This window comes from Streptomyces sp. NPDC048337 (assembly GCF_043201175.1).
Classification (GTDB): Bacteria; Actinomycetota; Actinomycetes; order Streptomycetales; family Streptomycetaceae; genus Streptomyces.
Genome location: NZ_JBICYR010000034.1, coordinates 51,458 through 62,565 on the forward strand (window position 1 = coordinate 51,458; position 11,108 = coordinate 62,565).

The window sequence follows — 11,108 nt, forward strand, 5'->3', positions numbered from 1 at the left end:
AGCGCATCGTGCAGCACGGTTGCGGTTTCCTCCGGTGGCCAGCCGGGCTCGGTGCCCTCCCACCGGCGCCAAGTGCGCGCGCTTACGGTGAAGTGGGGGTCATCGAGGAATCGTTGCCCGTGGGCCTGTAGCGCGCGGGCGGCCTGGTCCATGCTGCGCCAGCCCGCCTTGATGCGGGCGGCCCTGAGAGCGTCATTGCGGTGGCCCATTGCCCCAGTGTGAGCTGTCATCGCGTCTGTCTCCGGCCGTGGCCGCTACGTGGCCACCGATGGCCACGTGATGGCCTATCCGGCCATCTGCGGGCCAGCCCATCATCCTCCTATGACGACGACCAGCGCAGATGAACGAGACCAGGGACGTGCTGAGTTGCCCGCGCCGCCTGCGGGACCAAGCCCCGAACTCCTCGCCCGCGCGGCGGCCGGGTGGGCGAGGTTCATGCGCTCGGCCTGGGACCAGCCCGATGCCTGAGCCGTTCGAGCACCTCGCCCACCCGCTGTTGCGGAAGCAGGTACGCGACATCGCCTCCGGCGCCGAGGGCGAACTCACGGCCGTCGTGCACGCCGAGGTAGGTCGCATGAACGGGGTCCGCACCTACGCCCCCATCGCGCACATTCGGATGCCGTCCGGTCTGGAGCTCACAACCGCCGTAGCAAACATCGCGGCGATCCGGTGACCGAGTGCCCACTGACCCCAGCTCTGGGCACCGTACCTTCCCAACCGAAAGGAAAGACGAGATGGCAACTCCCACCGCTCTGAAGACCTCCGCCCGACACCTACTGTCCGATGAGGGGTTTACCCGAGTCGTGCACCTCGTGCAGCGCGACAACGACGGCGTGGAGGAGGCGCTTGCAGTCCGGATCGTCGACGAGGCCCTCAAGTTCGTCGCTGCCGCGACCCAGGCCAGGGGCAGGCACCTGCGCCCCTCCAAGGCCGTGGACCTGGGCTGGCACGCCCTCATCCTGCACACGGCCCTGTACCGGGAGCTGTGCACCGGTCGAGGTAGGTTCGTCGACCACCGACCGGAGGGCCCGGAGTCGTTGCGACGTGACGCCGACACACTGAACCTCACGATGGAGGCGATCCGGGAGGCCGGGTACGAGCCGGACGCCTACCTATGGGGACCGCTGGCGGATACGGAGGTTCACGCTGGGGATTGCATGCACAGCGAGTGCACGGAGGGCGGGTCAGGGTGCGCCGCCCCGCCGTCCGTCTGACGCCATTCGGTCAGACCAGCTTTCACGCCCCTTCCGCTCTACTACAGTCGGCTACGTTCCGCGAGGAAGGGGTTGCAGTGAGCGAAGAAGCGCGAGGAGTGTGGATCGACCCTCGGTTCCGCGACGTAGCGGCGAGTTGGGACAAGATTCGAGTTGAGCGCCACCCAGGGAAGCGACCCCGCCGAGTCTGCCCCCACGGGTCCGGCGTGACCCTCATGGTCGATCTGGAAACGCGTACACCTCGAAACATCCAGTGTGGTGCGTGTTGCCCGCCTGAGGGTTGATCCCACTTGCCAATGGGTTTCGCAGCCCCTCACCGGCCGCGAAAGCAGAACGGACAACCTGCTGCTGCCGACTGTCCCGCAGCCACCGCACCGCCGTGGGGGTGGGTGGGCAACCGCCGCGTCCCGGTGGGGTGCGAGGGGGGAATACGCCGCCCGCGCGAAGCTTCGTACATGCCGAGAGGCCCGAACCCCTTCGGGGCCCGGGCCTCTCGGCGTCAGGTCAGCGCAGCGGTCAGGCCTCGAAGACCTCGTTCAGGAGGAGCTGCTGCTCCGCCTGGTGGCGCTTGGCCGAGCCGACCGCCGGGGACGAGCCGTGCGGGCGGGAGATGCGGCGCAGGCGCTCGCCGGCCGGGACGTCGGCGCCGACCGCCAGGTCGAGGTGGTCGATCAGGTTGAGGGCGATGAAGGGCCACGCGCCCTGGTTCGCCGGCTCCTCCTGGGCCCAGATGTACTTCGCCGCGTTCGGGAACTTGGCGATCTCCGCCTGGAGCTCCGCACCCGGGAGCGGGTAGAGGCGCTCGATGCGGATGATCGCGGTGTCCGTGATGCCGCGCTTCTCGCGCTCGGCCTCCAGGTCGTAGTAGACCTTGCCCGCGCAGAAGACGACCTTGCGGACCGCGTTCGGGTCCACCGTCGAGTCGCCGATGACCGGGCGGAACGCGCCGCTCGTGAACTCCTCCGCCTTCGACGCCGCGGCCTTCAGACGCAGCATCGACTTCGGGGTGAAGACGATGAGCGGCTTGTGGTGCGGGTTGTGGACCTGCCAGCGCAGGAGGTGGAAGTAGTTCGACGGGAGCGTCGGCATCGCGACCGTCATGTTGTTCTGCGCGCACAGCTGGAGGAAGCGCTCCGGGCGGGCGGACGAGTGGTCCGGGCCCTGGCCCTCGTAGCCGTGGGGGAGGAGGAGGGTGACGCCGCTCGTCTGGCCCCACTTCTGCTCCGCGGACGAGATGAACTCGTCGACGACGGTCTGCGCGCCGTTGACGAAGTCACCGAACTGGGCCTCCCAGAGGACCAGCGCGTCCGGGCGGGCCAGCGAGTAGCCGTACTCGAAGCCCATGGCCGCGTACTCGGAGAGCAGCGAGTCGTAGACGTTGTAGCGGGCCTGGTCGTCCGACAGGTACAGGAGCGGGGTGTAGTCCTCGCCCGTCTCCCGGTCGATGAGGACCGCGTGGCGCTGGCCGAACGTGCCGCGGCGGGAGTCCTGGCCGGACAGCCGGACCGGGGTGCCCTCCATCAGCAGCGAGCCGAAGGCGAGGGTCTCGCCCATGCCCCAGTCGATGGTGCCCTCGTCGATCATCGCCGCGCGGCGCTGCAGCTGCGGCAGCAGACGCGGGTGGACGGTGACGCCCTCGGGGATGTTGACCTGGGACTCGGCGATGCGCTTGACGACGTCCTGGGAGATCGCGGTGCTCACCGCGACCGGGAAGTCGGCCTGCGCGGCCGGGGCCACCGGCGGGGTGATCACGGGCTGCGTGGCGGCCTCGCGGACCTCCGCGAAGACCTTCTCCAGCTGGCCCTGGAAGTCCTGGAGCGCCTGCTCCGCCTCTTCGAGGGTGATGTCGCCGCGACCGATGAGGGACTCGGTGTACAGCTTGCGCACCGAGCGCTTCTTGTCGATCAGGTCGTACATCAGCGGCTGCGTGAAGGCCGGGTTGTCGGACTCGTTGTGGCCGCGGCGGCGGTAGCAGATGAGGTCGATGACCACGTCCTTGTTGAACGCCTGGCGGAATTCGAAGGCCAGGCGGGCAACGCGGACGACCGCTTCCGGGTCGTCGCCGTTCACGTGGAAGATCGGCGCCTCGATCATGCGGGCCACGTCGGTCGCGTACATGGACGAACGCGAGGACTCCGGCGCCGCCGTGAAGCCGACCTGGTTGTTGATGACGACGTGGACCGTGCCGCCGGTGCGGTAGCCGCGCAGCTGCGACATGTTCAGCGTCTCGGCGACGACGCCCTGGCCGGCGAAGGCCGCGTCGCCGTGGAGCGCGAGGGGCAGGACCGTGAAGTCCGTGCCGCCCTTGTTGATGACGTCCTGCTTGGCGCGGGCGACACCCTCCAGGACCGGGTCGACGGCCTCCAGGTGGGAGGGGTTCGCGACGAGCGAGACCTTGATCTGCTCCCCGTCGAGGCCCGTGAAGGTGCCCTCGGCGCCCAGGTGGTACTTGACGTCGCCGGAGCCGTGCATGGACTTCGGGTCGAGGTTGCCCTCGAACTCGCGGAAGATCTGCGCGTACGACTTGCCGACGATGTTCGCGAGGACGTTCAGGCGGCCGCGGTGGGCCATGCCGATGACGACCTCTTCGAGGCGGGCCTCGGCGGCCGAGTCGATGACGGCGTCGAGCAGCGGGATGACGGACTCGCCGCCCTCCAGGGAGAAGCGCTTCTGGCCGACGTACTTCGTCTGCAGGAAGGTCTCGAAGGCCTCCGCCGCGTTCAGGCGGCGCAGGATGCGCAGCTGCTCCTCGCGCTCCGGCTTGGTGTGCGGGCGCTCGATGCGGTCCTGGATCCAGCGGCGCTGCTTCGGGTCCTGGATGTGCATGAACTCGACGCCGGTGGTGCGGCAGTACGAGTCGCGCAGCACGCCGAGGATGTCGCGCAGCTTCATCATCGACTTGCCGGAGAAGCCGCCGACCGCGAACTCGCGCTCCAGGTCCCACAGGGTGAGGCCGTGCTCGGTGATGTCGAGGTCGGGGTGCTTGCGCTGCTTGTACTCCAGCGGGTCGGTGTCGGCCATGACGTGGCCGCGGACCCGGTAGGAGTGGATCAGCTCGAAGACGCGGGCGGCCTTGGTGACGTCGTCGTCGTGCGAGGCGTCGATGTCGCGGTTCCAGCGGACCGGCTCGTACGGGATGCGCAGCGACTCGAAGACTGCGTCGTAGAAGCCGTCCTCGCCGAGCAGCAGGTTCGCGACGATGCGCAGGAACTCGCCGGAGGCCGCGCCCTGGATGACCCGGTGGTCGTAGGTCGAGGTCAGGGTCATGACCTTGGAGATGCCCAGCTTGTTCAGGGTGTCCTGCGAGGTGCCCTGGAACTCGGCGGGGTAGTCCATGGAGCCGACGCCCATGATGACCGACTGCCCGGGCATCAGGCGGGGCACGGAGTGGACGGTGCCCAGGCCGCCGGGGTTGGTGAGGGAGCACGTCACGCCGGTGAAGTCGTCCATCGTCAGCTTGCCGACGCGGGCGCGGCGGACGATGTCCTCGTAGGCCTGCCAGAACTCGAAGAAGTTGAGGGTCTCGGCCTTCTTGATGCCGGCGACGACGAGCTGGCGGTCGCCGTTGGGCTTCACGAGGTCGATCGCGAGGCCGAAGTTCACGTGGTCGGGCTTGACCAGGGTCGGCTTGCCGTCCTTCTCCGCGAAGGAGTAGTTCATCGACGGCATGGCCTTGATCGCCTGCACCATCGCGTAGCCGATCAGGTGCGTGAAGGAGATCTTCCCGCCCCGGGCGCGCTTGAGGTGGTTGTTGATGACGATGCGGTTGTCGAACAGCAGCTTCACCGGGACGGCGCGGACGGACGTGGCCGTCGGGACGTCGAGGGAGGCGTTCATGTTCTTCGCGACGGCAGCCGCCGGGCCGCGGAGCGTCACCAGCTCGGGGCCCGTGGGGGCCTCGGTGGCGGGCGCGGCCTGACGAGGGGGCGCGGCGGCAGCCGCTCCGGTGGAGCCGCCGCTTGCGGCGGGGGAGGGGGAGGCGGGCGCGGCCGGTGCGGCGGCCGGGGCCTGGGAGGTGACAGTCACAGCAGGGGCACCAGAGGGGGTGGCAGGAGCAGGGGCAGGAGCTGACACAGGCGGAGGGGTCGGCGGCGCGGCGGCGGCGCGCGCCGCCCCCGTGGCGGCGGCGTCGGAGGCCTGCGGTGCTGCGGTGACGGTGGCGGCGGCCTGTGCGGAGGCGCCGTCCGTCGTCGCAGGGGTCTTCTTGGGCTCATCCGCCTTCACCGGAGCGGGAGCGACAGCGCCCCCCGGCTTGTAGTCGGCGAAGAAGTCCCACCAGGCCCGGTCGACCGAATTCGGGTCCTGGAGGTACTGCTGATAGATCTCGTCGACGAGCCACTCGTTGGCACCGAAGCCTGAGGCAGGGGTCTTCCCGCCTTCTGCTGCTTCGGTCGTGGTGCTCGGGTTACTGGGGGACTGTGGCGACACGGCGGCAACCGCCCTCTTCCGCTTCACAAGGTATGGACAGCGGGAATAAAGGCTACGCCTCCTCGGCCGCTGGATGCAGGCCGGGCGGGACTTCCGTCATGTAGGTCACACCGAACGGCGGGTTTCGCCGGTCTGAATGGCGGGAAACTAGCGTGGTTCGGGTAGGCGGCACCGTGGTTGCGGCCCCCATGGCTTCGCACCCCTGACGGACCCCGGGTACGTGTGGCCGAGATCATGTCCTTCCCGTTCGAACCCTACGTCAACGCGGCGCCTGGGAGCTGCCCGGGAGCGTGACGAGGATGCGGCAGCCCCGTGACGATTCGGCCACGCCGATCCGCCCGCCGTGCAGCTCAACGGCCCACCGCGCGATCGCCAGGCCCAGGCCCGTACCGCCGTCGCCGCCGCGCGCGCTGCCCCGGTTGAACCGCTCGAAGACCCGGTGCCGCTCCGCCTCCGGGATGCCGGGACCTTCGTCCCGTACCTCCAGAGCCAGACTCCCGGGCGCGTCGCCGGCCCGGGCACGGACGGTGACCCGGCCGTGCGGGGGGCTGTGCTTGACCGCGTTGTCGATCAGATTGGCCACGACCTGGTGCAGGCGCTCCGCGTCCGCGTACGCCGTCAGCTCGGGCGGGAAGACGTCCAGGTGCAGGTGTACGTCGTTGCGCGTGTGCCCGCCCGAACCGGAGAGCAGCCCCGGCCGGCCGGCGGCCGCCAGCCCCGATTCCTTCAGCACGCCCGACAGGTACGGCCACACCTCGAAGCGGCGGGCCTTCAGAGGGACCACCCCGTTGTCCACCCGGGACAGGTCCAGCAGGGTGTCCACGAGGCGGCCGAGGCGCTCCGTCTGCTTCAGCATCGTGCGCATGGTCTCCGGGTCGGCGGCCGAGACCCCGTCGACCACGTTCTCCAGCACCGCCCGCAGCGCCGCGATGGGTGTGCGCAGCTCGTGCGAGACGTTGGCGACGAGCTCCTTGCGGTGCCGGTCCACCGCCTCCAGGTCGTCCGCCATCAGGTTGATCGTGGAGGCCAGGTCGCCCAGCTCGTCACGGCGCCCGGCCCCGCGCACCCGGCGCGTGTAGTCCCCGTGGGAGATCGCCCGGGCCACCCGCGTCATCTCGTCCAGCGGCGAGGTCAGGCTGTGCGCCACGAACTGGGTGATCAGCATCGAGGCGATCACCGAGAAGACCGTGATGAACCGCAGTTCGGTGTCGGTGCGCAGGGCCACCAGCAGCAGCCCCGTCGTGATGAAGACCGAGACCACCACCAGGGTGCCCAGCTTGGTCTTGATCGAGAAGGGCGAGAAGGGCTGCAGCCCCCCGGCGGGATGCTGCCGCTGCCGTTGCAGGCGCTGCTGCAGCTTCCGCTGCCGCTCCTGCTCCCGCTGCCGCGCCGACGGGGTGCTCACGCCTGGGCCGGGGTCTCCAGGGCGTACCCGACGCCGTGGACCGTACGGATCCGCTCCGCCCCGATCTTGCGGCGCAGGGCCTTGATGTGGCTGTCGACCGTACGGGTCCCGGACGCGTCGGCCCAGTCCCACACCTCGGCCAGCAGCTGCTCCCGCGAGAGCACCGCCCGCGGCGTCCCGGCCAGGCACACCAGCAGGTCGAACTCGGTCGGCGTCAGGTGCACGTCCTCGGCCTGTACGCGGACCCGGCGCTGCGCGTGGTCGATCTCCAGATCGCCGAGGCGCAGGGTGGCCCCGCGAGGGGCGGTGGCGGCCAGCGTGGCCCGCTCCACGCGCCGCAGCAGTACGTGGACCCGCGCGGCCAGCTCGCGCATCGAGAACGGCTTCGTCATGTAGTCGTCCGCGCCGACCCCGAGCCCGACCAGCAGGTCGGTCTCGTCGTCCCGGGCGGTGAGCATCAGCACCGGCACCGGCCGCTGCGCCTGGACCCGGCGGCAGACCTCCAGGCCGTCGAAACCGGGCAGCATCACGTCCAGGACCAGCAGCTCCGGCAGCCAGCTCTCGGCCGCGGCGACGGCGGCAGGGCCGTCCGTGGCCGTCTGCACCTGGAAGCCCTCGGCGCGCAGGCGTGCGGCGATGGCCTCGGCGATGGTGTGGTCGTCCTCGACGACGAGTACCCGCCGCTGGGCGCCGGGGGTCGCCGAGGTGTTGCCATGGCTGGTGGTGTGCGTTTGTTCCATGTCCCGGTCCGCCCCTGAAGATCTGCGTGGTGGGGTGCAGCGTAGAGGAGGCACCGGCCTGCGGCTATGTCGGGTTCGGACAGGGTATTTGTACCGAACGCCCTGGTAGAGCGGGGGATGTACCGGGTGCCGCACCCCCCACGGGAACGGCACCCGGCGGGCGAGGCGGTCAGGCGCCTCGCGTTGTGCGGGCCCTACAAGGGCAGCCCGTGGGAGTGCGCGAAGACCGGGTCCTGCGTGTCGTTCGGCACATCCGGGCGGGAGGCGGCCACGGCCGCCATGGAGCGCGGGAGCTCGAAGGGGAGGCGGCCCTCGGGCACGGCGCGGCCGAAGGCCACGTCCAGCAGGGCGTCGTCCGAGGCGCCGAAGTCGGCGATCAGGGCCGCCGCGCGCTCGGCGATCTCCGGGATGACGGCGGCCCGCTCCAGGTTGATGCAGACCAGGGTCGGGACCCGGTCCAGGAGGGCCAGGATCTCGGCGAGCTCGGGCTCGGGGAAGGCCAGCGAGCCCGAGTGGAAGAAGGACTCGAAGAGGTTCTCGCGCGGCTCGTGGGGCGTCCGCAGGCGCAGGACTGCCAGGTCGGCGGCACCTACGCGGTGGGCGACGCCCGCAGGCAGAAGATCCTCGACATCGCCGTCGAGCACTTCGCGCAGTGGGGCTTCCACGCCTCCTCGCTCGCCAGGATCGCCGCCGGCTGCGGAATCACCCAGGGCGGGCTGCTGCACCACTTCCGCAGCAAGGAGGACCTGCTGCTGTCGGTCCTCGCGCAGAGCGAGCAGCACGACATCGACCGGCTGTTCAGCGAGCCGGCCCCGTCGGTCGCCGCGCACTTCGACACCGTCGTCGCCCTCGCCGCCGACAACGAGCGGCGGCCCGGCATCGTCCGGATGTTCAACACCCTGGTCGGCGAGTCCGGCAACCCCGGGCACCCCGCCCACGACTACTTCCGGCAGCGCTACGCCCGCGTGCTCGGCTACACCGTCGAGCTGCTGGAGGCGGGCGTCGTACGCGGCGAGCTGCGGCCCGGCACCGACTGCGAGGCCGTGGGCCGGGAGATCCTCGCGGTCATGGACGGGCTCCAGATCCAGTGGGTGCTGGATCCCGGGAGCGTGGACATGGCGGCGCGGCTGCGCGCGTACCTGGACCGGCGGCTGCGGGAGATCGCCGTCCCTTAGCCGTTCGTGTCCTAGCCGTTCGTGAAGGAGGGCAGGGCGGCCAGCACCTTCTCCAGGGCCGGGGACACGGCCCCCTGGTCGGCGGCCACCTCGTAGCCGCCGTGCACGAACGCGTAGAAGAACCCGTCGAAGATCCGGGGGCTGCTCGTCGCGATGCGCGGCAGGCGGGGGAAGTCCGCCTCCTTGAGGGCGGCGCGCAGGGCGTCGAGATCCGCCGGGTCGAGCGTGCCGGAGCCCTCCGGCTTCGCCTTGCCGTCCAGCCGGGTCCACGAACCGTCGCCCTTGACGATGAGGGTGTGCGTCTCGCCGGCGAAGCCGCCGCTGCGGCTGACCCGGACCAGGGTCTCCCCGGCGGAGGGGGGCTTGGAGGCGGCGGGCGCGGTGGAGGTCGCTGCCGGGGGCGTCACGCCCGGCGTCGTCGGAGGCGGCGTGGGGCTCGCTGCCGGGGTCGTTGCGGCGGGCGAATCCCCGTCGCTCCCGGAGCCGGAGCCGGAGGGTCCGCACCCGGCCAGGACCACCGCACTCAGCACCGCCGCCGTGGCCACGGCCACCGGCACCGCCCGCAACGCTCGCACACCCACCTCCGCAGGTACTCGGCCCGAACCCCGAGTATGGAGTGCCCACACCCGATACGACAGCACCAGGGAGGCCGCCATCCGCCGCCGTTTCGCCCCCTGGCGCGTGCTGCCCCCGCTGCTCGCCGTCCTCCTCGGCCTCTGGGGCCTGGAGCGCGGCGGCAGCATGTGGCGCGACGAATCCGTCACCTGGCAGGTCGCCCATCGGCCGCTCGGCGGGCTCTGGGAGCTGCTGGGGCAGGTGGATGCGGTGCACGGCCTGTACTACCTCTTGATGCACGGGGTGTTCCTGGCCTGGGAAGGCGGCCTGTGGGCCCTGCGTCTGCCCTCCGTTGCCGCCACCGCGCTCGCCGCCGCCGGGGTGGCCGCGATCGCTCACCGCCTCGCGGGGGAGCGGGCGGCGCTGCTCGCCGGTCTGGTGTACGCCGTGCTGCCGCCCGTGCAGATGTACGCCCAGGAGGGACGCTCGTACGCCCTGGTCGCCGCGGCCGTGGTGTGGGCGACGTACCTGATGCTGCGCGAGCGGTGGACGGCCTACGCGGTGGTGCTGCTGCTCGGCTGCTGGCTCCACGAGTTCGCCGCGCTGGCCCTGCTCGCCCACGGCTTCACCGCGTGGCGCTCGCGCGGATGGCGGATCGCCGCCGGGGCCGTCGTGGCCCTGCTGCTGCCGCTGGCCCTGGTCAGCACCCGCCAGGCCGCGCAGCAGCTCGGCTGGCTCGGGCGGCCGGGGTGGCAGGACTGGGCGGCGTACGGGGTGCTCGTCGGGGCGGTGGTGCTGCTGCTCCCGCGCCGGGCCGGGGATCGGGAGCTCGTACGGGTGGCCGTGCCGCTGGCGCTGCTGCCGCCCGGGCTGCTGATGGCGGTCTCGCTGCTGCACCCCTGGTATGTCGACCGGTACGTGCTCTACGCGCTGGCCGGGCTCGCCCTGCTCGCCGGGGCCCGGCTCGCGGCGGCGCGGGGGTGGGGGGCGTGGGTGCTGGTGGGCGTGCTGCTCGTGCCGTGCGCCTTCTGGTCGGTGTGGCTGCGGACGCCCGAGAGCCGCAAGGACGATGCGCTCGCCGTGGCCGCCGCCGTGCGGGAGAGGGCCCGGCCGGGGGACGCGGTGGTCTTCCTGCCGTCGCGGCGGCGCGAGTGGCTGTTGTCCTCGCCGGGGGTGTACGGGGGGCTGCGCGATGTGGCGCTGGACCGGTCCCCGGCGGCTTCGCGCAGCTTGCAGGGCACCGAACGGCCCTCGGCGGAGCTGCGCGAGGCGCTGATCGCGTCCCCGCGGGTCATCGCGCTGATGGACCCGGCGGACCAGCCGGTGGATCCGTACCCGCGCGAGGCGGTCAAGCGGCAGACGCTCGCGGCGTGGTTCGACCTGTGCTCGGTCACCGGGGTGCGGGGGGCGCGGGTTGCGGTGTATGCGCGGCCGGGGGCGTGTGGGTGACGGCCTTGCCTGTGGCTGTGGCTGTGGCTGTGGCTGTGGCTGTGGGGGCGGGGGGCCGGGGTCGGGGACGGGGTGGGGTGTCGTCCGGGACGGGCTTCGATGTTCGGCGCCTGTCCCGGGTCGGCTCTGTTGGAGCTGCCTT

At 71.3% G+C, this 11,108-nt stretch carries 9 protein-coding genes; 4 read left to right on the forward strand and 5 right to left on the reverse strand.

The features are described from left to right. Nucleotides 1-460: 460 nt before the first annotated feature. Nucleotides 461-673 (forward strand): hypothetical protein, encoded by a 213-nt coding sequence (locus tag ACGFYU_RS34850; protein ID WP_393831308.1) that lies wholly within the window; start codon nt 461-463, stop codon nt 671-673. 61 nt (nt 674-734) lie between these two features. Continuing rightward, nucleotides 735-1,214 carry a glycine-rich domain-containing protein gene (locus ACGFYU_RS34855; protein ID WP_393831309.1) on the forward strand — a complete coding sequence of 160 codons (480 nt, stop codon included), beginning with the start codon at nt 735-737 and terminating at the stop codon, nt 1,212-1,214. A gap of 516 nt (nt 1,215-1,730) precedes the next feature. Here ACGFYU_RS34855 and ACGFYU_RS34860 read toward each other — a convergent pair. The 4 genes from ACGFYU_RS34860 to ACGFYU_RS34875 all read right to left on the reverse strand — a co-directional run bounded on the left by ACGFYU_RS34860 (nt 1,731) and on the right by ACGFYU_RS34875 (nt 8,431). Next, a complete protein-coding gene (locus ACGFYU_RS34860; protein ID WP_393831310.1) occupies nt 1,731-5,642 on the reverse strand; it encodes a multifunctional oxoglutarate decarboxylase/oxoglutarate dehydrogenase thiamine pyrophosphate-binding subunit/dihydrolipoyllysine-residue succinyltransferase subunit in 3,912 nt (1,303 codons plus the stop codon). 259 nt (nt 5,643-5,901) lie between these two features. Next, a complete protein-coding gene (locus ACGFYU_RS34865; RefSeq protein WP_393831320.1) occupies nt 5,902-6,954 on the reverse strand; it encodes an ATP-binding protein in 1,053 nt (350 codons plus the stop codon). Nucleotides 6,955-7,043: 89 nt separating this feature from the next. Continuing rightward, on the reverse strand, nt 7,044-7,787 hold the full coding sequence (locus tag ACGFYU_RS34870; RefSeq protein WP_393831311.1) for a response regulator transcription factor: 744 nt from the start codon (nt 7,785-7,787) through the stop codon (nt 7,044-7,046). A 194-nt stretch (nt 7,788-7,981) separates the two neighbouring features. After that, complete coding sequence (locus ACGFYU_RS34875; RefSeq protein ID WP_393831312.1) at nt 7,982-8,431, reverse strand: hypothetical protein; 450 nt, start codon at nt 8,429-8,431, stop codon at nt 7,982-7,984. On the opposite strand from ACGFYU_RS34875, the gene ACGFYU_RS34880 reads away from it, so the two are divergent. Beyond that, nucleotides 8,384-8,962 carry a TetR family transcriptional regulator gene (locus tag ACGFYU_RS34880; RefSeq protein ID WP_393831313.1) on the forward strand — a complete coding sequence of 193 codons (579 nt, stop codon included), beginning with the start codon at nt 8,384-8,386 and terminating at the stop codon, nt 8,960-8,962. The genes ACGFYU_RS34875 and ACGFYU_RS34880 overlap by 48 nt on opposite strands. Nucleotides 8,963-8,973: 11 nt before the next feature. On the opposite strand, the gene ACGFYU_RS34885 is transcribed toward ACGFYU_RS34880, so the two are convergent. After that, nucleotides 8,974-9,369, reverse strand: a complete 396-nt coding sequence (locus tag ACGFYU_RS34885; protein ID WP_393831314.1) for a hypothetical protein — start codon at nt 9,367-9,369, stop codon at nt 8,974-8,976. 22 nt (nt 9,370-9,391) lie between these two features. On the opposite strand from ACGFYU_RS34885, the gene ACGFYU_RS34890 reads away from it, so the two are divergent. After that, nucleotides 9,392-10,966, forward strand: a complete 1,575-nt coding sequence (locus tag ACGFYU_RS34890; RefSeq protein ID WP_393831315.1) for a hypothetical protein — start codon at nt 9,392-9,394, stop codon at nt 10,964-10,966. Nucleotides 10,967-11,108 lie beyond the last annotated feature (142 nt).

Coding starts and splice junctions, on each gene's coding strand:
- ACGFYU_RS34855 (WP_393831309.1), top strand. CDS start 735: ATGGCAACTCCCACCGCTCTGAAGACCTCCGCCCGACACCTACTGTCC.
- ACGFYU_RS34850 (WP_393831308.1), top strand. CDS start 461: ATGCCTGAGCCGTTCGAGCACCTCGCCCACCCGCTGTTGCGGAAGCAG.
- ACGFYU_RS34870 (WP_393831311.1), bottom strand. CDS start 7,787: ATGGAACAAACGCACACCACCAGCCATGGCAACACCTCGGCGACCCCC.